The organism is Aquibium carbonis (assembly GCF_003970795.1).
Lineage (GTDB): Bacteria > Pseudomonadota > Alphaproteobacteria > Rhizobiales > Rhizobiaceae > Aquibium > Aquibium carbonis.
This window is the reverse complement of sequence record NZ_RWKW01000001.1, coordinates 14,742-35,742: the sequence shown is the minus strand read 5'-3', so window position 1 is coordinate 35,742 and position 21,001 is coordinate 14,742. Positions and strand designations below refer to the sequence as shown.

Here is a 21,001-nt window from a genome sequence, read left to right as displayed (position 1 = left end):
CAAGACGTCAGCTGCTCAGCCCGCCAAACAGCGTCGGCAGATCCAGCGGCCGGAAGCCGTAGTGCTGGAGCCAGCGGACATCGGCGTCGAAGAAGGCGCGCAGGTCTGGCATCCCGTACTTCAGCATGGCGATGCGGTCGATGCCCATGCCCCAGGCGAAGCCCTGGTATTCGTCCGGATCGAGGCCCGACATCCGCAGCACGTTCGGGTGGACCATGCCGCAGCCCAGAATCTCCATCCAGTCCTTTCCCTCGCCGAAGCGCACTTCGCCAGGACGAGAACGGTCGCACTGAATGTCGACCTCGAGGCTCGGTTCGGTGAAGGGGAAGAAGGACGGACGGAAGCGCATGTCGACCTTCGGCACCTCGAAGAAGGCCTTGCAGAACTCCTCCAGCACCCATTTCATGTTGGCGACATTCGCCGATTTGTCGATGACCAGGCCTTCTAGCTGGTGGAACATCGGCGAATGGGTGGCGTCCGAGTCCTGGCGGTAGGTCTTGCCGGGGATGACGATGCGGATCGGCGGCTTCTGCGTCTCCATGGTACGGATCTGCACCGGCGAGGTGTGGGTGCGCAGGAGCTTGCGCTCACCGTCGGCGCCGGGACGGAAAAAGAAGGTGTCGTGCATCTCGCGGGCAGGATGGCCGACCGGGAAGTTGAGCGCGGTGAAATTGTAGTAGTCCGTCTCGACGTCCGGCCCCTCGGCGATGGCGAAGCCGAGATCGCCGAAAATCGCGGCGATCTCGTCGATGACCTGACTGATGGGGTGGATGCGGCCACGCTCGGCGGGCGACTTGCGCACGGGAAGCGTCACGTCCAGCGTCTCGGCAGCGAGCCGGGCATCGATCGCGGCATCGCGCAGTTCGGCGCGGCGGGCAGCCAACGCCTCGGTCACACGGTTCTTCAGGCCGTTGATGGCCGGGCCCATCGACTGGCGCTCCTCGGGGGACATCGAGCCCAGTGTCTTCAGGCGCTCCGAGACGGAGCCCTTCTTGCCCAATGCAGCGATGCGCACCGTCTCCAGCGCAGTCTCGTCGCCGGCTGCCGCGATGTCGGCGAGAAGGGCGCTTTCCAGCGTGGTCAGTTCCGTCATGTCAGTTCACCGATCTTCGCGTTCGCAGCAATGCTCTGTGCGTCAAACAAAAAACCCGCGCCAGCAAGGCCGGCGCGGGTTTCCCAAATCAGAAATTCGAACGATTGGGAAGCGCCAGCCTCAGGCCACGGCTGCTTCGAACTCGTTCGGCATGCCGTCCTTGAGATAGACGAGCGCTTCCTTCGCCTTGGCGACCAGCACGGCGAAGGCCTGCGGCTCGTGGATGGCCATGTCGGACAGCACCTTGCGGTCGATCTCGATGCCCGACTTGTTCAGGCCGTCGATGAAGCGGCCGTAGGTCAGGCCGTGCTCGCGGGTCGCCGCGTTGATGCGCTGGACCCACAGGGCGCGGAAATTGCGCTTGCGATTCTTGCGGTCGCGGTAGGCGTACTGAAGCGACTTTTCGACCGCCTGCTTGGCGATGCGAATGGTGTTCTTGCGGCGGCCGTAGAAGCCCTTGGCGGCTTTCAGGACCTTCTTGTGCTTGGCGTGCGAGGTGACGCCTCTCTTGACGCGTGCCATGTCGTAATCTCCTTAAGTTTTCGGGCGCTTGTCGTCAGGCGTGGCTCAGAGGCCGCCGCCGTTCGGCAGAAAGTTCTTGATGACCTTCTTGGCATCGGCCTCGTGGAGGACCATGGTGCCGCGAGCGTTGCGAATGAACTTGTTGGAGCGCTTGATCATGCCGTGGCGCTTGCCGGCCGCAGCCGACAGGACCTTGCCCGTCGCAGTGATCTTGAACCGCTTCTTGGCGGACGATTTGGTCTTCATCTTGGGCATTTTGCTTCTCCTTTTTTCGTTGCGCTCGCGCCGGCCGTCTTCACGGTCGACTTTGCGAGGGCGCCAGATCACTGGCACGGCCCGAAGGCCGCTCCCCCGCTGTCCTCGAAGACCATTCGAGTGAGCTGTCAGCATAAGAAACCGCCACGGCATGCCCTGCCGGGCGGTTCTCTGAACGCGGCGTCTATACATCCGATGCGCAGCGGGCGCAACGGATGTTTTTGGATCGCAGGCCAAGACATCATCGAAGGACAACAGCCCTCGACCTCCGACGCCCCAAAAAACGAAGAACCCCCGAGCGTCGCCGCCCGAGGGTTCCATTATGCGAGCCTAATGCGTTTCACCATTTCCGACGTGGGTCGCGCGTCAACGCGGAGCCAGCACCATCATCATCTGGCGGCCTTCCAGCTTGGGCTCGGCCTCGACCTTTGCAATCGTGGCCACCTCCTCCCGCACTCGGTTCAACAGCGCCATGCCGAGCTCCATGTGCGCCATCTCGCGGCCACGGAAGCGCAGCGTCAGCTTGACCTTGTCGCCTTCGTCGAAAAAGCGCCGCACGGCCTTCATCTTGGTCTCGTAGTCGTGCGTATCGATGTTCGGGCGCATCTTGATCTCCTTGATCTCGACCACCTTCTGATTCTTGCGCGCCTCTGCCGCCTTCTTCTGGCTCTGATACTTGAGCTTGCCCAGATCGGTGATCTTGCAGACGGGTGGTTCGGCGTTGGGCGAAATCTCGACGAGGTCGAGGCCCTTGTCCTCCGCGATCTGCAAGGCTTCCTGGATGGCGACGACGCCGCGGTTCGAGCCGTCGAAATCGATCAGCTGCACCCGGGGCGCCCGGATCTCACTGTTTGCGCGCGGCCCTTCCTTGACGGGCGCTGCGGCTTTGAACGGTCTGCGAATGGTCGTGTACTCCTTGTTCCGATATCGTTCGGGGTGATTTGCCTGGATCCTCCCGGCCGCCTATGTCGGGACGGCAGGAAATCTGTCAATAGCACGACGCCGCACGGAAATCACGCGATACGAACGGGTTTACGCGAAGAGCGTCGATCGGTTCCATAAGACGGACGCGGTGGGTCACAAAAAGGAGAAAGGCATGGAGGGATCGGTCCCAATGGAGTTCATCGAGGTCGATGGCGCCCGGATCGCGGTTCGCCGCCAGCCAGGCCGCGCGCCAGGCTTCGTCTGGCTCGGAGGGTACCGATCCGACATGGCCGGAACCAAGGCAGAGCGGCTGGCGGACTGGGCCCGCGTGAACGGCCATGCCTGCCTCAGGCACGACTATTCGGGCCATGGCCAGTCGGGCGGCGCATTCGCCGACGGCACGATCTCGCGTTGGCTGAGCGAAAGCCTGGCCGTTCTCGACCGCTATTCCGAGGGTCCGCAGATTCTGGTCGGCTCCTCGATGGGGGCGTGGATCGCGCTCAGGATGGCGCAGGACCTATCGCGAAGGGGCCAGACCGGACGAATCGCTGGCATGCTCTTGATTGCGCCCGCCCCGGACTTCACGGTCGAACTGATGGAGCCGCACCTCACACGGGCCCAACTGGATGATCTAGAGACGAAGGGATACTTCGAGGAAACCTCCGACTACAGCCCCGAACCGAACATCTACACACGCGCCCTGATCGAGGACGGACGAGCCAACCGCGTGATGGCCGGCGTCATCGAAACGCACTGCCCCGTGATCATCCTGCAAGGCATGAAGGATCCGGACGTGCCCTTCCAGCACGCTCGGAAACTGATGGAGCACCTCCCGGCCGACGACGTGAGCTTGACGCTCATTCCGGACGGGGACCACCGTCTGTCGCGCGAGGAAGACATCGCGCTGATCCTCAAGGCGGCGCAGGAACTGTTGGCGCGGGCGGGATAGCGAGCCGCGTCGGAGGGCGGGTTTACGCAACTTTACAATCGGCCGGCTTGAATCGCCGATTTGCGGTTCCCATTTCGAAATCATGCAGCCCGGATCGGCTGCCCCCCACGGAAGGAACGGGAAACGATGAACACGACTGCACTGATCCGTCCGGCCTGGACGCCTGCGACGATTGCACTGATGGTGCTCGGCTTCGTGGTCTTCTGGCCGCTGGGCCTGGCCATGCTCGCCTACATCATCTGGGGCGACCGGCTTGACGGGTTCAAGCGCGACGTCAATCAGGCCACCGACGGCTTCTTCGCCTCATGCAAGGGTCGTGGCCGCCATGCCCGCGGCCGTCACGGCGGCTTTGGCCGTACTGGGAACGTGGCATTCGACGACTGGCGCGATGCCGAGATGACCCGCATCGAGGAAGAGCGCCGCAAGCTCGACGAGATGCGCGAGGAATTCGACGGTTACCTGCGCGAGTTGCGCCGTGCCAAGGACCAGGAAGAATTCGACCGGTTCATGACCGAGCGCAAGCGCCAGCGCGATGCCGGCGAGCCGCGGCCGAACGAGCCGAAGAGCGGCCCCACGCTGCTCGACGACTGACACGACCGCTTCCAGGGGTCCATTCCGGCGGCGCCGTGGCAACACGGCGCCGCTTTCGATTCCGGCCCGAAAGCGGCGCTGCTCACACCGGCGGGGTGCCGTTTTCCCTGAGCACGTCGCCCATCAGGTAGAGCGAGCCGCAGATGAGGATGCGCGGCGCCGGCTCGTTGGCCTCCCAGTTGTCTCGAAGCAGCACGAGCGCCTCGGCGACCGAATTGATCGGTTCGGCCGACAGGCCGGCCTCGGCGGCACGCGTCGCAAGCTGATCGTTGGGGACGCCCGCCTCGCTTCCCGCCACCGGCACCGTGAAGACGTGCCGCGCGATGCCTTCGAAAGCGGCAAAGAAGCCGGTCTGGTCCTTGGTGGAGATCATGCCGCAAATCAGGAACAGCGGCCGGGCGAAACGCTCTTCCTGTTCACCCAGCGCTTCGGCGATGACCGCGCCGGCCCCCGGGTTGTGGCCGCCGTCGATCCAGATTTCGGCGCCTTCCGGCGCGAGTTCCGCCAGGCGGCCGCTGGTCAGCCGCTGCATGCGGCCGGGCCAATCCACCGTGGTCATGGCCTTTTCCACCGCCTGCATCGGCAGCGTGAATCCCGCGGCCTTGATCGCAGCGATGGCCGCCGCAGCGTTGGCAAACTGGTGCCGGCCGGGGAGGCGCGGCAAGGGCAGGTCGAGCAGGCCGTCATCGTCCTGATAGGTAAGGCGGCCGTTTTCCGAAAAGGAAAGGAATTCCTGCCCGTAGACGAACATCGGGCAATCGAGCCGCGCGGCGGTGTCGATGAGGACATCGCGCGCGATGTCGGATTCCTGCTGGCCGATGACGACCGGCACGCCGCGCTTCATGATGCCGGCCTTCTCGGCGGCGATGAGTTCGACCCGGTCACCCAGATAGGCCTGGTGGTCGAGCGAGATCGGCATGACGATGGTGACGGCTGGCCGGTCGACGACATTGGTCGCGTCGAAACGCCCCCCGAGACCCACCTCGAGGATCACCGCATCGGCGGGGTGCTCGGAAAACAGCACGAAGCCCACCGCCGTCAGGATTTCGAAAACGGTGATCGTCTCGCCCCGGTTGGCCTCGGCAACGCGACCGATCGCCTCGGCGAACACCTCGTCGGCGACGAAGCGGCCGCCACCGGGAGCAGCCATTCGGTAGCGCTCGTGCCAGGAGACCAGATGCGGCGAGGTGTGCACGTGCGCGGTATGGCCGGACGCCTCGAGCAGGGCGCGCGAAAAGGCTGCCGCCGAGCCCTTGCCGTTGGTACCGGCGATGTGGATCACCGGCGGCAGCCGGTCCTGCGGATTGCCCAGCCGGTCGAGCAGCCGCCGGATGCGGTCCAGCGACAGGTCGAAACCCTTGGGATGCAGCGTCATCAACCGCGCAATCTCGCGGTCGGCCCTGGATATGGTCACAAATCTTCCCTCGCGCCGCCCGATGCACGGCTCCTGCCCGGTATCAAACCACCCGGTGCTTACGCCGGCTGGTGCGATTCGGCCTCTTCGGCCTGCGTCTCGGGCGTATCCGTTTGCGCCGCGACGAGAACCGGCAACGGGATGTTGAGGAAGATCTTCAAAAGACGGGCTATCGTCGCCTTGAGCTCCGTGCGTGGCACGACCATGTCGACCATGCCGTGCTCCATCAGATACTCGGCGCGCTGGAAGCCTTCGGGCAGCTTTTCGCGGATCGTCTGCTCGATGACGCGCGGCCCGGCAAAGCCGATCAGCGCGCCCGGCTCGGCAATGTGGACGTCGCCCAGCATGGCATAGGACGCCGTCACGCCGCCGGTGGTGGGGTTGGTGAGCACGACGAAATAGGGCAGGCCGGCCTCCTTCAGGCGGTCGACACCAACCGTGGTGCGCGGCAATTGCATCAGCGACAGGATGCCTTCCTGCATGCGCGCGCCGCCGGAGGCCGCAAACAGCACGAGCGGAAGCCGCCGCTTCAATGCCACTTCGAAGCCGTGCACGATCGCCTCGCCCGCGGCGAGCCCCAGCGAACCGCCCATGAAGGCGAAGTCCTGCACGGTGGCCACCACTTCGAGACCATCGATGGTGCCGACGGCGTTGAGGATAGCGTCCTCCATGCCGGTCTTGGTGCGCGCATCGCGCAGGCGGTCGGTGTAGCGCTTCTCGTCACGGAACTTCAGCGGATCGATCGCGACCTTCGGGTTTTCCAGAAGCTCGTAGCGGCCGTCATCGAAAAAGAAGCGCAGCCGGTCCTTGCCGGAGATCCGCATGTGATGGCCGGATGCCGGGATGACCCACTGGTTCTCCTCGAGATCCTTGTGGAACACCATCTCGCCGGTTTCGGGACATTTGATCCAGAGGTTTTCCGGCATGTCGCGCCGGCCGAGCATGGAATTGATCTTGGGGCGAACGTAGTTCGTGATCCAGTTCATCGAAAGGTCTCCTTCCGCGGGGCCATCCGCGCGGCCCGTGTTCCCTAGATGGGACGATTATTCGGCGGCAGCAAGGCGGGCCTGGCGCACACCCTGCGCGAGGCCGGACACGAGCGTGGCGACGGCCTCAGCCGGATCGGCGGTCATTTCGCCGTTGGGGCCGAGGACGTTGGCGACGGCATTGACGATCGCGGTACCGACCACGACGCCGTCGGCCGACGCCCCGATGGCGCGCGCCTGCTCTGCAGTCTTCACGCCAAAACCGACGCAGACCGGCAGGTGGGTGTGGCCTTTAATTCGGCGAACCGCGTCGCCGACCTTCCCCGTATCCGCGAGCGCCGAGCCGGTGATACCGGTCATCGAGACATAGTAGACGAAGCCGGAGGTGTTCTCGAGCACCTTGGGCAGCCTCTTGTCGTCGGTGGTGGGCGTGGCGAGGCGAATGAAGTTGATGCCCGCACGCACGGCGGGGATGCAGAGCTCGTCGTCCATCTCAGGCGGAAGATCGACCACGATCAACCCGTCGATACCCGACTGGATGGCATCCGCCAGGAAGCGCTCGACGCCGTAGATGTAGATGGGATTGTAATAGCCCATCATGACGATCGGCGTCTCGTCGTCGGACTTGCGGAAGTCGGCCGCCATGGCGAGCGTCTTCTTCAGCGTCTGACCCGCTTTCAGCGCGCGCAGGCCTGCGGCCTGGATGGCCGGGCCGTCGGCCATGGGGTCGGAAAACGGCATGCCGAGCTCGATGACGTCGCTGCCGGCCTTGGGCAACGCCTTCATGATCGACAACGAGGTGTCGTAGTCCGGATCGCCGCCCATGAAATAGGTGACGAGGGCGGGCCGGCCTTCGGCCTTGAGCTTGGCCATGCGGCGGTCGATGCGGGTGTTGGTCATGCGGCTTGCTACTCGTCCCTCACGGCTCGGCGATTGTCTGCGCGTCGATCGGAGACGCGCGGTATCGATCTTGTCCTCGACGATCCGGTCATAGCCGAAAACGGCCTTGCTGGAAGCGGAAATTCCGGGCGTCGTTCTCCTTCGGGTGACCGATATACGGGTTTGGAGCGAGATTTGCCATAGGACGGCCCGCGCGCCGTGCATCCGTGGACACCAGCTACGCCGTCTGCGGACCCGGCAGTCGAAGCCGCGGTTGGCCGGCGTCAGCCCGTCCGAGAATCGAGACCGGCCGGCCGGCGCGGAACGACGGGTTCCGGCGTGGGTTCGACCGGCCCGGACTGGTCTGTCCCGCGCGCGAGGCGCCGGGCATGGACATGCTTGCGATAGGTGTAGCGACAGGCAAAGACGCCGGCCATCAACCCTACTTTCCCGTCCCGCCAGCTGCCCGTGGCGACATACCATCTCACGAAGGCGATCAAGGCTCCGACGGCTGCGACGGGAGCTGGCTTCGCAGACCGCCCGCGTTCGAGAAGGTCCTGTCCGCCGAAGCGGGAGTAGCTGTCGAGCTTCCGGCTGAATTCTTCCGGGCTGTGGAACGTGTCGTGAAACAGCGGTCCGTCCAAGACGGCGACCGAACGCTGTCCGCTCGGCCGCTCGTGAATGACCCGCGCCGACGCGAAGCTGCTCCGGGTGCGATTGAGGAGACGGATGGGAAAATCCGGGCTCTTGACCGGATAGAAGGCGCGAACCGGCCGGCCAAGGACGATCCATTCGCGCCGGAAGGCATAGGCGTCCTCGGGAAAACCGGAGGCCTTGAGGCTTCGCACCGCTTCGACCAGAGCCTCGCTCATGATCTCGTCGCTATCGACGAAAAGAACGTGGTCGTGGGAGCAGAGCCACTGGGCCTTCTGGCGCTGGGCGCCGTACCCCTCGAAGGTCGATTGCTCGATCCGGCAACCCAGGCCGCGCGCGATATCGAGCGTGCGGTCCGTGCTGCCGCTGTCGAGAACCAGCACTTCGTCCGCTACGGCCAGTAGCGGCCGGAGAACTTTTTCCAGCAGTCGTTCGCTGTTCCTGGTCAGAACATACGCCGACAACATGAAGTCGCGCCTCCTGGTCAGAGCTCCACGCCGAGGATCTTGCCGACCGTGAAGATGTCCTTGTCGCCGCGGCCGCAGAGGTTCATCACGATGATCTGGTCCTTGTCCATCTTGGGCGCGCGCTTGATCACCTCCGCCAGCGCGTGCGAGGGCTCAAGCGCCGGGATGATGCCCTCCAGCTTCGTCAGCATCTGGAACGCCTCCAGCGCCTCCTGGTCCATGATCGGCACATACTCGACGCGGCCCGAATCCTTCAGCCAGGAGTGCTCGGGGCCAATGCCGGGATAGTCCAGTCCGGCCGAGATCGAGTGACCGTCCTTGATCTGGCCGTCCTCGTTCTGCAGCAGGTAGGTGCGGTTACCGTGCAGCACACCGGGCGAGCCGGCCGTCAGAGAGGCGCAGTGCTCCTCGCCCGACAGGCCCTTGCCGCCGGCTTCGACGCCGACGATCCGCACGTCCTTGTCGTCCAGGAAGGGGTGGAACAGGCCGATCGCGTTCGACCCGCCACCGACGGCGGCCACCAGCATGTCGGGCAGGCGCCCTTCCACAGCCAGCATCTGCTCCTTGGTCTCGCGGCCGATGACCGACTGGAACTCGCGCACCAGCTCCGGATAGGGGTGCGGGCCGGCGGCGGTGCCGATGATGTAATACGTGTCGTCGACATTGGTGACCCAGTCGCGCAGGGCCTCGTTCATGGCGTCCTTCAGCGTGCCGTGGCCGGAGGTGACCGGACGGACCTCTGCGCCGAGCAGCTTCATGCGGAAGACGTTGGGCGCCTGGCGCTGCACGTCTGTCGCGCCCATGTAGACGATGCAGGGCAGGCCGAAGCGCGCGGCCACGGTGGCGGAGGCCACCCCGTGCTGGCCGGCGCCCGTCTCGGCGATGATGCGCTTCTTGCCCATGCGCCGGGCGAGCAGGATCTGGCCGAGGCAATTGTTGATCTTGTGCGAACCGGTGTGGTTCAGCTCGTCGCGCTTGAAGTAGATCTTCGCGCCGCCGAGATGCTCGGTCAGGCGCTCGGCGAAATAGAGCGGCGACGGACGGCCGGTGTAGTGCGTGTTCAGGTTGTCCAGCTCGGCCTTGAAGGCCGGATCGTTGCGCGCCTCGGTCCAGTGCTTTTCCAGGTCGAGGATCAGCGGCATCAGCGTCTCGGCGACGAAGCGTCCGCCGAAGATGCCGAACATGCCCTGCTCGTCGGGTCCCGTGCGGAAGGAATTGGGTGCGACCGGCTGGTTCATTGCGCTCTCCTCGCCTGTCGGATCCTGCCGACGGCCTTCATTGGGTCTCGCATATCGCGTCGTTGGGCCGAAAGGCAACGGGGAAGCGCTCAGGCGCCGCGCACCGCGCGGAAGAATTCAGCGATCAGCCCGATATCCTTCACCCCCGGCGCGCTTTCGACGCCCGACGAGACGTCGAGCCCTGGCGGCGCGACGAGGCGGATCGCCTCGGCGACGTTTTGCGGCGTCAGCCCGCCCGACAGCATGTAGTCGATCGCCGGGTCGAGCCCGGCAAGCACCGTCCAGTCGAAGGAAACACCGTTGCCGCCGGGAAGCTCGGCGCCCTTCGGCGGCTTGGCATCGAACAGGAATTTGTCGGCGACGCCGCGAAACGGCGCGACCTTCTCCAGGTCGGCCTTCTCGGCAATCGAAAACGCCTTCATCACCGGCAGGCCATGCCGCGCCTTGACCTCGGCCACGCGCGCGGGCGTCTCCCTGCCATGCAGCTGCAGCATGTCGGGGGCCATGTCGGCGACGATGGCGTCGAGCGCGGCGTCGTCGGCATCGACCGTGACGGCGACCGCCTGCGCCCTCCCCTGCGCCGCCTGGCGCAGGCGGCCGGCTTCGGCGGGCATCAGGTTGCGCGGGCTCTTGGCGAAGAAGATGAAGCCGACATGCGAGGCCCCGCCGTCGAGCGCGGCGGCGAGCGTGTCGGGCGTGGAAAGGCCGCAGATCTTTATGTCGAGGGGCATGGCCGAGGATCTACCGATCTGTGGCGGAAATGTCGACTGGCGGGAATGGCAGGTTATCCCCCGAACCCGATCGCGTGCAGCGCCGCGCCGTTGCGCTTGAGCCAGGCCTTTGCCTCGTCGGTGCGGGGGCTCAGCTGGCGGCAGAGCTTCCAGAATTTCGGGCCGTGGTTCATTTCCTTCAGATGCGCGACCTCATGGGCGATGAGGTAGTCGATCACCACCGGCGGGGCCATCATGATGCGCCAGGAGAAGGAGAGGTTGCCGTCCGACGAGCACGAGCCCCAGCGGCTGGTCGTGTCCTTGAAGCGGACGGCCTTGGCCTTGCGGCCGACGGCGGCCGAGTGCTTCGCCACCAGCGGCTCGATGTCGCGCTTTGCTTCGCGCTTGAGAAAGTCGGCGAGGCGGCGCGGCAAGTGGGCGCGGTCGCCATGGACGACAAGGGCGGGCGCGCCGTCGACGCTGTCCACAGCCACGCTACCCCGCGCGGACGGCTCGTGCACGATCAGATGCGGCACGCCGCGCAGCGGCAGTTTCGCACCGGGGCGAAGCTGGGGCCGGTCGGGCAGTTTGCCGAGCTTCTCCTCCAGCCAGCCATGGTGCCGGTCGAGGAAGCGATCGACCTCGCGCTCCGGCAAGCCGGGGGGGACCGTGACGCGCAAGCCGCGCCCGCCGGCGTCGATCCTGAGTGTCAGCCGCTTGGCGCGGGCATTCTCGACGACGCGCAGCGGCAGTTCGCGGCCGGCGACGACATGGGTCCGATCCTCTGGCTCGCTGGACGGCGGCGGAAGGCGGACGGGACGCTTGAGGAAGCCTGGCAGCATGGGCGTAGGATAGACGATTCGGGTTTGGGGAGAAGCGAGGATGCAACGACAGTGAAATGTCGGCGCTCGACGCGGACTTTCAGTTGTATGCAGAAGTCACACCTTCCACGAAAAAGCCCGGCGCGGGGGCCGGGCTCGTTCGATGCGGGTCGTCGGACGATCAGACGTTGCCGCTGATCCAGGCCGAGAGCGCGGTCTTGGGCGACGCGCCGACCTTCATGTCGGCGACCTGGCCGCCCTTGAAAAGCATCAGCGTGGGAATCGAGCGGATGCCGTACTGGGCGGCGATCTCGGGGTTCTCATCGATGTTGACCTTGGCGATCTTCACCTTGCCGGCCATCTCGTCGGAAATTTCCTCGAGCGAAGGGCCGATCATCTTGCAAGGACCGCACCACTCGGCCCAGAAATCGACGACCACCGGCTCGGCGGCGTCGAGCACTTCGGCCTGGAAGGTATTCTTGTCGGCTTTGACGGTGGACATCCATGTCTCCTTCGCGCGGGTCGCGGCGGACCGCCGTGCCCAAAACAGATTACGTTCCACGCATATGTGGTCGGCCGGCGGGCCGTGTTCAAGACGTGTTTTGTCACGCCGCCGTGAGTCGGACAAGGGTGGCGGCGAGCAGCGCATCGGGCAGCGCCACGAGATGCGGCCCCTCGGTGAAGAGCAACGCCGCCTCGACCCGCCGGCCCGGATAGAGCGGGGCGAGCAGCGCGCGGTAGAGCGCCAGTTGGGCGACGTAGATTTCGGGAACGGCGTTCAGGTCGACCGGCGGCGGGCGATTGGTCTTGTAGTCGATGATCAGCACCGCCTCGTCCGTTACTGCCAGGCGATCGATCTTGCCCGAGACGGCGCGGGGGCGGCCTGCGACCTCCAGCGTGCCCATGACCGAGACCTCGGCCCGCGAGCCTGGCGCAAAGACCGGCGCGTAGGCGGGCTGCGACAAGACCGACTCGACCGAGCGCCACAGCGCCTCGCGTTCGGTCGTGCTCCAGCCGTGGCCGGCGCGATCGAGATAGCGGCGGGCCGCTGCCTCGCGCTCGGCCGGCGCAATATCGGGCAGGCTCTGCAGCAGGCGATGGACGGCGGTGCCGCGCGCGGCGGCGAAGGAGGGGCCTGATGCGGGCGACAGAACCGGCGAGGCCGACAGAGGCGCGATCTCCTCACCCTCGCCGATCAGCACGCCGGCTCCCGACGGCGCCAGCGGACGCGGGAAAGCGCCCGAACGCGGCAGCCTCTGCATGAAGCTCTGCGGCAGGGCGTCTTGCTCGCATGTGGCGTGCTGCTGGGTCTCGGCCGCCCGCAGCGGCCGGTCGGGCGTGATGCGGAAGCGGCGGAGCCGCAGCCCGGTTTGCGGATGCCGGACCTCCTCGATCGTCGCAGTTGCAAACCCGGCTTCGACGAGGCGATGCCAGATGCCGTCCTGCGGGTCTCGCACGCCGCGGTAGCCGCAGACGATCAGCCGGTCCTCGGCTCGCGTCATGCCGACATAAAGCAGGCGGCGGTATTCTTCCCGAGCCTTTTCGCCGATGGTTTGGCCGATGCCGCGCGAGACGCGGTTCTGGACGTCGGCGGAAACCCGCCAGACATAGCCGTCGCCTGGCCACAGCCCCTTCGTCGAGGAAACGGGCAACAGGCGCGGCAAGTGCGTGTCGGAAAAGGGCGCGCTGCCATTGTCGACCAGGAAGACCAACGGCGCTTCCAGACCCTTTGAGGCGTGCACCGTCATGATGCGCACCTCGTTTCGCGTCTGGTCCATCTCTCGCTTGATGTCGGGACCGGCATTTTCCAGCGCGGCGAGGAAGGATTCGAGCCGGGCCAGCCCGGATTTCTCGGCGGCGAGGCAGAAGCCCAGGAACTCGTCGAGGATCTCGCCGGCCTCATGGCCAAGCCGCGCGATCATCTTGCGGCGCACCCCGTCGCGGCCGAGGATGGCGGAATAGAATTCGAACACCGGGCGGCCGTCAGCCTCGTCGCGCCAGCGCCTCAAGGCTTCCCCGACAGGCTGCCAGTGCGGATCGTCAGTCGAGCGGGCGAGCAGGACGTCCCACAGCGATGCGCGGCCTCGTTTGTGGGCGATGTCGAACAGGTCGGCTTCGGACAGCCCGAAGATTGGGCTCTTCAAGAGGGCGGCCAGCGACAGGTCGTCGTGCGGCTGGAGCACGAAGCGACCGAGCGCGATCAGATCCTTGACGGCGATATGGGCGCGCAGGTTCAGCCGGTCGGCGCCCGCGACCGGAATGCCCCGGTTCTTCAGGCCACGAGCGAGCGCATGGATGAAGCGGTCGCGCTTGCGCACCAGCACCAGGACGTCGCCCGGCCGCACCAGCCGATCCTTGCCAGGAAGCGGTTCGCCCGCCTTCAGCCAGCCGTCGATGGTGCGCGCGATGGTCTCGGCCAGCCGAACGGCGGGCGCGGAGGCGTGGTCGACCGGTTCGGTCCAATCGTCGGGCTCCTCGACCGCTTCCGGCGCGATCTGATCCCAGAGTTCGACCAGACCGGGGTCTCCCGCGCGGATCGCCTTGTGCTCGATGCCCTCTGGGTCCACGGTCAGCCCCGCGCGAGCGCCATCGCTGGCGAAGACGATGTCGACCGCCCTGAGCACGTCTTCCGTCGAGCGGAAGGAATGGGTGAGCCTCACGCGGGCGAAGCCGGCCTGGGCGGCGTCCACCTTCCGCCGGAAAACGTCGCCATGGCGGGCGAAAGCCTCGGGCTCGGCGCCCTGGAAGGAGTAGATCGACTGCTTCTCGTCACCGACCGCGAAGATGGTGCGGTGAGTGTTGTCCCGCGCGCCAAGGCCGGTGAAGAACTCTTCCGCCAGCCGCGCCACGACCTGCCACTGGTCTGGGCTGGTGTCCTGCGCCTCGTCGACCAGGATATGGTCGATGCCCTGGTCGAGCTTGTACTGGATCCACGGGCCGACGTCCGCGCGCGACAGGAGCCGCACCGTACGGGTGATCAGGTCGTTGAAGTCGAGGAAGCCCCGCGCGCTCTTCAGCCGTTCGTAGCGGGCGATCAGCCATTCGGCGATGGTGAGTGCGGCGCGCGTGGCTTTCAGCATGCGGAAAGCGGCGAGCCGGTCACAGGCGTCGAGAAGCGCCGCGCAGACGCGGCCGTGTTCGCCGGCGAAAGCGGGGAAGTGTTCGGCGACGCCTTTCGACAGCACCGGCTTGACCGATTTCGGTTCCCAGTCGGGCTTGCCCTTCTTCAAGAAGAGGTCGCGTGCGGCGAGCAGCGCCGCCACCGGTTCGCGCTCGGCGCAGACGGCCGCGAGTTCGGCAGCGAAGTCGCTCGCCTTTGCCTTGCCGGCGGCATTGGCGCGCTCGCCGAAAGAGCGTGCGAGGGCAGCGGTGAACCAGGTGTCGGGCCAGGCGGCGGACGCGATGGCGGCCTCGGTCTCGTCGCCGGAAAATCCGAACTCCTCGAACAGGTCAATGAAACCCGACGGCGCGCCGCCAACATGATCGATGAAGGCGCGCAGCTTGTCGCGCTTGCCGACGATCTCCGAAAGCAGCGCGTCGAGCCCCGCCTCCCCTCCTGCCTGCAGCACCATGGCGAAGGCGTCGGCAAGCACGGCGTCGCGCCCCTCGGATGCACCCGAGAGCAAGTCGCGGCGGGCCTCGGCAACGAGCGCCTGTTCCATCTGGCCATCGAGCATCTCGAAATGGCCGGCGATGTTGGCCTCCAGCGGGAAGCGGTGCAGCACGGCCTCGCAAAAGGCGTGGATGGTCTGGATCTTCAGCCCGCCCGGTGTCTCCAGTGCGCGGGCGAAGAGCCGGCGGGCGCGCTCCCGCTTGGCGCGCGACGGGGGCGAGCCTTCGATCTTCTCGATCTCGGCCGAAAGCGTCGCGTCGTCCAGCGTCGCCCAGCGGCCAAGGTCGCGAAACACCCGCGTCGCCATGTTGGCGGCGGCCGCCTTGGTGTAGGTGAGACACAGGATACGCGCGGGATCGGCGCCGTCGAGCAAAAGCCGAACGACGCGCAGCGACAGCACGTGCGTCTTGCCGGACCCGGCATTGGCCGACACCCAGGCGGAAGTCTGCGGGTCTGACGCGCGCGCCTGGCTGCGCTGCGTTTCCTCGGGAACGAAGAAAGGCTTCTTCATGCCTCGCCCTCCCCGCCGCCGGCCTCGTCGGCGCCCGCCGACCATTCCAGCACGCGGGCGAGATGGTCGTAATCGCCGTCGGTGTCGCCCTCGCGAAAGGGCAGCGCGCGCGACAGGTAGCCCGTCGACGGCTTCTGATAGTGCGCGACCAGCTTTTCGAGCCGCGCCCAGGCCTCTTCCGACAGGTCCGATGCGAGGCGGATCTCGCGCTTGAATTCGAGGATCGAGTCCGGCACCACCTGCCCGTCCGGCTTCAGCCGCACATAGAGCAGATCGGCGGGCTCCGCCTTGCCGGCGCCGGCAAAGGCGCCGCGCTTCAACAGCGCGCCTTCGAGCGCGAGCTGCGGCGACAGAAGCGTGTGCGCCTGACCCTTCGAGGGGGTGGAACCGGTCTTGTAGTCGAGGATGTCAGCCAACCCGCCGCCGCGGATGTCGATGCGATCGGCATAGCCCGACAGCGTGACGCCCGTCGCGCCGATCGGCGTCGGGCTGGCCCGGTCCTCGGCATGGCGGGCGCGGATACCCGGCCCGCGCTCGCGTTCGAAGGCGAGGATATGAGGGGCCATCGCCATGAAGCGCGGCCACCAGACCGCCTCGACATCGACCGGCAGCGCCAGCGCGTCGAAGGCGGCGCGCGCGATGTCGATCAGCGCGCCCAGCGCGGCGTCGGACGACGGATCGACGCCCGAGACGGTGAAGCGATGCAGGATGTCGTGGAACAGCGTGCCGCGCTCGGCAGCGCCCGGGTCGCGCACCAACGGGTCGAGCGGCTTCAGGTCGAGGATGCGGCGCGCATAAACCGCGTAGGGATCGCGGCGCAGCGTCTCGATCTCGGTGACGGAAAAGCTCGTCGGCCGCGCCTCGACCGGCGGCGCGGGATAGGGCCGCTCGACGAAGGGGATGTCGGGGGCCGCATCGAGCTGGCGCGCCCAGGCGAGGTAGCGTTCGCCGCGTGTGCGCATGGCCTTGCTCGCCTCCTCGCCCACCAGCGTGGTGAGGCGCTGCAGCCAGCGCGACGGCACGGCCGGCGCATCGCCGGCCCGTGCGGCACGGGTGAGAACGAGACGCTGCGCGCCCATCGCCATCATGAAGTCATGCGCGGCAAGGCCGATGCGGCGCTCGGGCGGTTCGAGCTCGATTCCGGTCTTCATCATCCGCGACATGAAACGGTCGGCCTCGGCCTTGCGCGGCCAGGTGCCCTCGTTGAGCCCGCCGACGACGAGCAGATCGGCGCTCAGCAAGCGGGCTTCGAGCGCGCCCCATATCGAGACGCGCGGATCGCTGCCGGCGGACGGCTTGACGGTCTCCCCTGAAAGAAGGGCCGAAACGATCGCCTCCCATTCGCCGGGCTCGACCACCAGGTCTCCCGCGGCCGAGGCGAGATTGCGCAGGAAGCCAATCAGCCCTTCCCCAGCATCGCCTTCGTAAAGCTTGCCAAGCCCGCCATCCTCGTCCCGGCCGATCGCTTCCAGCGCGGCGACGGTCGCGGCGACGAGGTCCGCCATAGGCGCTTCAGGACGGCCGCGCAGGGCCACGAGCGGCGCGATGGCCTCGCCGAGATAGGCGATCAAGGCGCGGCAAACCTCAAGATCGGCGTCGGAGAGACGCTTCAGCCAGAACGGCTTGCGCTGCTCCTCCGCCAGCACGCGCACCCGTTGCTCGAACTCGAGGCCGAGCGTGGCGATGTCGGGACGACCGGTGCCGCCGCGCAAGGCGACGAGTTCAATCCACTCGACCGCGCCGCGCACGGGGCCGCGCCTGCGTCCAAGGCGAAACAGCGGATGCTTGAGCAGCGCCAGCAGCGGCACCGGATCGCCCGGCACGAAGACTGCGGCGAGCAGCTGGACGAGCAGCAGCCCCGGCCGCGTGCGGGCAAGCGGCGTGCCGCCCGAATCGTCGGCGTGGATGCCGAAGCGCAGCAATTCGGAGGCGACGCGGCGGGCGAGTTCTCGGTCAGAGGTAACGAGCGCCACGTGGCTGTCGTCGTTTTCGATCGCATTGCGCAGGGCCACCGCGATGGCAACGGCCTCCTCGCGCTCGTTGGCGGCCTCAATGAGGGCAATATCGTCAAGCGCGCCGTCGGCCAACGACTGGTCGACCGCTTCCTTGGCTTCCACCCAGTGTTCGGTGGTTTCCGCCGGGCGGAGAGCTTCCGACAGGATGAGACCGCGCGCAGCAAGCGGCGGCGCCGGCTGCGCCATGTCCTCGACGTCGGCGCGGGAGATGCCGATGGTGGCGAGGAGTTTCTTCAGCCCATATTGCGGGTGGCCGAAGGCCGACGCCGGCTGGTCCGACTGGCCGATCAGGTCCCAGGAGGCGGCGTCGAGCCGCCGGTCGAGGCCGGGCAACACGACGGCGCCAGAGGGCAGGCGCGCGATGGCCGCCAGCAGCCGAGCGGTGGCCGGTATCGAGCCCGTCGACCCGGCGGCGATCACCGGACCCCGCGGCGGTTGGCGCAACAGCCTTTCGGCCTCGGCGTCGATCATGGCCGAGCGGTGCGCGGCGGGATTGGATCGGTCGATGGCTTCGAGCACCTGCGGCCAGGCAGTGGTGACGATCGACAGGAACTCCAGAGTCACCTGCCACCAGTTGGCGAGGTCGTCCTTGACGAGGCCTTGCAGGCCTGTCCAGCCGACGCCCTCGGTCTCGATTTCGTCCATCAGGGCGGCGAGGTCGCGGGCAAGCCAGATCGCATCGGCGAGCGAGGACGGCACGACGACCTCCTCGGCGAAAAGCTGCGCCACATGGGCCGGCAGCCGGCGCTTCCAGGCCTGAACCAGCGGCGCCAGCGCCATCAACCGCTCCATTGGCGCGATCGGCGGTGCAAGGTCGAGCGCCTGCGCGCCGCCGTCCTCGAACAGCACCGCGTCCTCGTCGAAATCGCCGAGCGGGCGGATCACCGGGAGGATGGCCGACGTCGCGCCCGCCATGCCGCCGACGCGGGCGGCGAAGACGGCCCGCAGTTCGCGCGCCGCTCGTCTCGTCGGGACGAAGATCGTGACGTCGGCGAGCTTCAGCGGGTCGCCGTCCCAGGAAAAGCCAGACACCAGGCGGCCGGCCAGAAGCGCATCGGCAAGCGTCTCGAGGAACGAAACGCCAGGCGGGATCGAGAGCACCCGTGGGACGGCGTAGGCGCTCATCGCCGGCCTGCCGCAGCCCTCGCGACGGCTGCCTCGGCCGCCGGGATTGCGTCGGGCGTGCCGACTGTGATCCAGACTCCGCGCATGCAGTGGCCGAAGAGCCGGCCGGCGGCGATGGCGCGATCGAAATAGAGGTTGAGCGAGTGTGGCTCGGGCTCCGCGCCTTCGAAAATGCGCGGATGGAGGATCATGGCGCCGGCATAGATGACACCCTCGGCGACGGCGTTCGCCCGCGCGAGCCGGCCCTGCGCGTCGACGGTGAAATCCACACCGCCGGTATGGCCGGTGGCATCCGCCATATCCGCGGTGAGCAGCAGCATGTCCATGGCCGCAGGGTCCCACGCCCTGGCCATCTCGGCAAGGTTGTGGACGCCGTCGGCATCGATCCAGAACGTGTCGGCGTTGAGCACGAGGAAGGGATCGGCGCCTAGATGCGGCAGTGCCATGACGATGCCGCCGGCCGAATCGAGCAGACCGGACGTCTCGTCGGAGATCGTGATCGCCGGGCTCATCCGCGATGCGACGTGGGCGATGATCCGGTCAGCGAGATGGTGGACGTTGACCACCGCACGCCGCACGCCCGCTCGCTCCAGCGTGTCGAGGCCTCGGTCGAGCAGGGTGCGGCCCGATATCTCGACCAGCGGCTTGGGGATCGTGTCGGTGATCGGCCGCATGCGCGTGCCGAGGCCGGCGGCGAGCACCATGGCGGTCTCGGGCACGGCGCTCATGAAAGCGTGTCGTCGAGCAGGCCGGCGCTCTGGCAGAAGGCGGCGACCGGCTCCAGTGCCGGGTGAACGAGCGCGCGGGCAAAATAGGCGCGGATGCGCGGCAGATGCTTCAGGTAGACCGGCTTGCCGTCGCGCCTGTCGAGCCGCACGAAGATGCCGAGAATCTTGGCATTCCGCTGCGCGGCCATGATGGCGTAGGCCTCGTCGAACCCGGCGCGGTCGAAGCCGCCGGCAGCCGCCCGCGCTGATGCATAGGCCTCGATCGTCGCGCGCTCCATTTCGGGCGGGATGGTCACGCGGGCGTCCATGGCAAGCGAGGCGAGGTCGTAGGCAGCCGGGCCGATCATCGCGTCCTGGAAATCGACGAGGCCGAGACGGTCGAGCCCTTGCCGATCGTCCCGCCAGACGATGTTGGGCGAGTGGTAGTCGCGCAGTACCAGGCTCTTCTCGGCGCTCTCCAACCGGTCGAATACCGTGTTCCAGGCCGCGACATAGGCGGCTTTCACCTCCGCCGAGACCGGGCTGCCGGTCACGTACGGCATGTACCAGTCGGTCAGGAGTTCGACCTCGATCGTCATCGCCCCGCGATCGTAGGCCGGCACATGATGGGCGACGCCCTGGCTCGTCGTGATCGTTTCGGGCCACGACTTGCCATGCAGGGCGGCGAGCAGGCGGCCCGCTTCCGCATAGCGTTCGGCGACCGGAGAACCGTCGTTGGCGAGGAAATTGCCGCTGCCGAGATGCTCCAGGAGAAGCAGGCCGGCCTCGATGTCGGCGGCATGGATGCTGGGTGCGGCGAAACCCGCGGTCTTCAATGCCTCGCCGATGGCCACGAAGGGCAGCACATCCTCGGCCAGATGCGCGATCTGGCTGTAGGGCTTGCCGTCGCGGATCACCGGACCGTCGGGCTGGCGGGGCGCGTTCATGAGGATCCGGCGCTCGCCGCCCTGCTCGACCGTCTCGTAGGCACGGGTCGACGCATCACCGAACATGAAGCGGCGCGTGGAGTGGCTCCATCCGGCCCCGGCCAGGAACCCGCGGATGGCGAGCGAGCGGTCGAGCCGCTTCAGCGCCGGTGCCGCGCCGGAGATCCGGGCACGGCGACCGTCACCATCCTGATCCAGCCTGATCGTCAGCGCGGCGGGCGGCAGGCGCCCGGCGGCCCGTTCCGGCCATTCGACGAGCACGATCCCCGACGCGATCATCTCCTCGACGCCCAGTTCGTCGATCTCGTCGGCAGCGCCCAGGCGATAGAGATCGAGATGGTGCACAGGAACGCGAAGATCGTAGGTCTGGACGAGCGTGAAGGTGGGGCTCGGCACTTCGAGGTCCGGATCGTCGGCCATGGCGCGCAGAAACGCGCGGGCAAGCGTCGTCTTGCCAGCGCCGAGATCGCCTTCGAGACACACGAGATCGCCGGGTTTCAGCGCCAGCGCCAGGTCTTCGCCCAGCCGCCGCGTGGCGGCCTCGTCGGCCAGACCGATGTCGAAGGGACCGTCACGCATT

The 21,001-nt window shown here is 67.0% G+C and carries 18 protein-coding genes; 2 read left to right on the top strand and 16 right to left on the bottom strand.

Annotation, left to right across the window (positions count from 1 at the left end):
* Positions 1 to 7: 7 nt before the first annotated feature.
* The 4 genes from pheS to infC all read right to left on the bottom strand — a co-directional run bounded on the left by pheS (position 8) and on the right by infC (position 2,773).
* Positions 8 to 1,093 (bottom strand): phenylalanine--tRNA ligase subunit alpha, encoded by a 1,086-nt coding sequence (gene pheS, locus EJC49_RS00155; protein ID WP_126697424.1) that lies wholly within the window; start codon positions 1,091 to 1,093, stop codon positions 8 to 10.
* Between the two features lie 120 nt (positions 1,094 to 1,213).
* Positions 1,214 to 1,615, bottom strand: coding sequence for a 50S ribosomal protein L20 (rplT, locus tag EJC49_RS00150; RefSeq protein WP_126697423.1), 402 nt, complete (start codon positions 1,613 to 1,615; stop codon positions 1,214 to 1,216).
* 45 nt (positions 1,616 to 1,660) lie between these two features.
* A complete protein-coding gene (gene rpmI, locus EJC49_RS00145) occupies positions 1,661 to 1,870 on the bottom strand; it encodes a 50S ribosomal protein L35 (protein ID WP_126697422.1) in 210 nt (69 codons plus the stop codon).
* Positions 1,871 to 2,236: 366 nt separating this feature from the next.
* Positions 2,237 to 2,773, bottom strand: coding sequence for a translation initiation factor IF-3 (infC, locus tag EJC49_RS00140; RefSeq protein WP_126697421.1), 537 nt, complete (start codon positions 2,771 to 2,773; stop codon positions 2,237 to 2,239).
* Between the two features lie 193 nt (positions 2,774 to 2,966).
* On the opposite strand from infC, the gene EJC49_RS00135 reads away from it, so the two are divergent.
* Complete coding sequence (locus EJC49_RS00135; RefSeq protein ID WP_126697420.1) at positions 2,967 to 3,743, top strand: alpha/beta hydrolase; 777 nt, start codon at positions 2,967 to 2,969, stop codon at positions 3,741 to 3,743.
* 126 nt (positions 3,744 to 3,869) lie between these two features.
* Positions 3,870 to 4,334, top strand: coding sequence for a DUF2852 domain-containing protein (locus EJC49_RS00130; protein WP_126697419.1), 465 nt, complete (start codon positions 3,870 to 3,872; stop codon positions 4,332 to 4,334).
* Positions 4,335 to 4,416: 82 nt separating this feature from the next.
* Here the strand turns inward: EJC49_RS00130 and EJC49_RS00125 are convergent, their stop codons facing one another.
* From EJC49_RS00125 to tsaE, 12 genes are all read right to left on the bottom strand, one after another.
* Positions 4,417 to 5,748, bottom strand: coding sequence for a bifunctional folylpolyglutamate synthase/dihydrofolate synthase (locus EJC49_RS00125; protein ID WP_126697418.1), 1,332 nt, complete (start codon positions 5,746 to 5,748; stop codon positions 4,417 to 4,419).
* A gap of 59 nt (positions 5,749 to 5,807) precedes the next feature.
* Positions 5,808 to 6,734, bottom strand: coding sequence for an acetyl-CoA carboxylase, carboxyltransferase subunit beta (gene accD, locus EJC49_RS00120; RefSeq protein WP_126697417.1), 927 nt, complete (start codon positions 6,732 to 6,734; stop codon positions 5,808 to 5,810).
* 57 nt (positions 6,735 to 6,791) lie between these two features.
* A complete protein-coding gene (gene trpA, locus EJC49_RS00115) occupies positions 6,792 to 7,634 on the bottom strand; it encodes a tryptophan synthase subunit alpha (protein WP_126697416.1) in 843 nt (280 codons plus the stop codon).
* Between the two features lie 263 nt (positions 7,635 to 7,897).
* A complete protein-coding gene (locus EJC49_RS00110) occupies positions 7,898 to 8,734 on the bottom strand; it encodes a glycosyltransferase family 2 protein (RefSeq protein WP_126697415.1) in 837 nt (278 codons plus the stop codon).
* 17 nt (positions 8,735 to 8,751) lie between these two features.
* Positions 8,752 to 9,972: a tryptophan synthase subunit beta gene (gene trpB, locus EJC49_RS00105; protein ID WP_126697414.1), complete on the bottom strand. Its 1,221-nt coding sequence runs from the start codon at positions 9,970 to 9,972 to the stop codon at positions 8,752 to 8,754.
* Positions 9,973 to 10,061: 89 nt separating this feature from the next.
* Positions 10,062 to 10,703 carry a phosphoribosylanthranilate isomerase gene (locus EJC49_RS00100; protein WP_126697413.1) on the bottom strand — a complete coding sequence of 214 codons (642 nt, stop codon included), beginning with the start codon at positions 10,701 to 10,703 and terminating at the stop codon, positions 10,062 to 10,064.
* A gap of 53 nt (positions 10,704 to 10,756) precedes the next feature.
* The gene (locus EJC49_RS00095) at positions 10,757 to 11,524 is read right to left on the bottom strand and encodes a M48 family metallopeptidase (protein WP_126697412.1); all 768 of its coding nucleotides are present in this window, start codon (positions 11,522 to 11,524) and stop codon (positions 10,757 to 10,759) included.
* A gap of 160 nt (positions 11,525 to 11,684) precedes the next feature.
* Complete coding sequence (gene trxA, locus EJC49_RS00090) at positions 11,685 to 12,005, bottom strand: thioredoxin (RefSeq protein ID WP_126697411.1); 321 nt, start codon at positions 12,003 to 12,005, stop codon at positions 11,685 to 11,687.
* A 103-nt stretch (positions 12,006 to 12,108) separates the two neighbouring features.
* A complete protein-coding gene (gene addA / locus EJC49_RS00085) occupies positions 12,109 to 15,627 on the bottom strand; it encodes a double-strand break repair helicase AddA (protein ID WP_126697410.1) in 3,519 nt (1,172 codons plus the stop codon).
* On the bottom strand, positions 15,624 to 18,767 hold the full coding sequence (gene addB, locus EJC49_RS00080) for a double-strand break repair protein AddB (protein ID WP_126697409.1): 3,144 nt from the start codon (positions 18,765 to 18,767) through the stop codon (positions 15,624 to 15,626). The genes addA and addB overlap by 4 nt, the downstream gene beginning before the upstream one ends.
* A complete protein-coding gene (locus EJC49_RS00075) occupies positions 18,764 to 19,495 on the bottom strand; it encodes a nucleotidyltransferase family protein (RefSeq protein ID WP_126697408.1) in 732 nt (243 codons plus the stop codon). Before EJC49_RS00075 ends, addB begins: the two co-directional genes overlap by 4 nt.
* Positions 19,492 to 21,000 (bottom strand): tRNA (adenosine(37)-N6)-threonylcarbamoyltransferase complex ATPase subunit type 1 TsaE, encoded by a 1,509-nt coding sequence (tsaE, locus tag EJC49_RS00070; protein ID WP_126697407.1) that lies wholly within the window; start codon positions 20,998 to 21,000, stop codon positions 19,492 to 19,494. The genes EJC49_RS00075 and tsaE overlap by 4 nt, the downstream gene beginning before the upstream one ends.
* Between the last annotated feature and the right edge of the window lies 1 nt (position 21,001).

Bases quoted from the DNA above. Each gene is read 5' to 3' on its own strand.
- pheS (WP_126697424.1), bottom strand. From the start codon at position 1,093: ATGACGGAACTGACCACGCTGGAAAGCGCCCTTCTCGCCGACATCGCG.
- tsaE (WP_126697407.1), bottom strand. From the start codon at position 21,000: ATGCGTGACGGTCCCTTCGACATCGGTCTGGCCGACGAGGCCGCCACG.
- EJC49_RS00135 (WP_126697420.1), top strand. From the start codon at position 2,967: ATGGAGGGATCGGTCCCAATGGAGTTCATCGAGGTCGATGGCGCCCGG.
- rpmI (WP_126697422.1), bottom strand. From the start codon at position 1,870: ATGCCCAAGATGAAGACCAAATCGTCCGCCAAGAAGCGGTTCAAGATC.
- EJC49_RS00130 (WP_126697419.1), top strand. From the start codon at position 3,870: ATGAACACGACTGCACTGATCCGTCCGGCCTGGACGCCTGCGACGATT.
- trpA (WP_126697416.1), bottom strand. From the start codon at position 7,634: ATGACCAACACCCGCATCGACCGCCGCATGGCCAAGCTCAAGGCCGAA.
- accD (WP_126697417.1), bottom strand. From the start codon at position 6,734: ATGAACTGGATCACGAACTACGTTCGCCCCAAGATCAATTCCATGCTC.
- EJC49_RS00075 (WP_126697408.1), bottom strand. From the start codon at position 19,495: ATGAGCGCCGTGCCCGAGACCGCCATGGTGCTCGCCGCCGGCCTCGGC.
- addA (WP_126697410.1), bottom strand. From the start codon at position 15,627: ATGAAGAAGCCTTTCTTCGTTCCCGAGGAAACGCAGCGCAGCCAGGCG.
- EJC49_RS00095 (WP_126697412.1), bottom strand. From the start codon at position 11,524: ATGCTGCCAGGCTTCCTCAAGCGTCCCGTCCGCCTTCCGCCGCCGTCC.
- rplT (WP_126697423.1), bottom strand. From the start codon at position 1,615: ATGGCACGCGTCAAGAGAGGCGTCACCTCGCACGCCAAGCACAAGAAG.
- EJC49_RS00100 (WP_126697413.1), bottom strand. From the start codon at position 10,703: ATGCCCCTCGACATAAAGATCTGCGGCCTTTCCACGCCCGACACGCTC.
- EJC49_RS00110 (WP_126697415.1), bottom strand. From the start codon at position 8,734: ATGTTGTCGGCGTATGTTCTGACCAGGAACAGCGAACGACTGCTGGAA.
- trpB (WP_126697414.1), bottom strand. From the start codon at position 9,972: ATGAACCAGCCGGTCGCACCCAATTCCTTCCGCACGGGACCCGACGAG.
- addB (WP_126697409.1), bottom strand. From the start codon at position 18,767: ATGAGCGCCTACGCCGTCCCACGGGTGCTCTCGATCCCGCCTGGCGTT.
- trxA (WP_126697411.1), bottom strand. From the start codon at position 12,005: ATGTCCACCGTCAAAGCCGACAAGAATACCTTCCAGGCCGAAGTGCTC.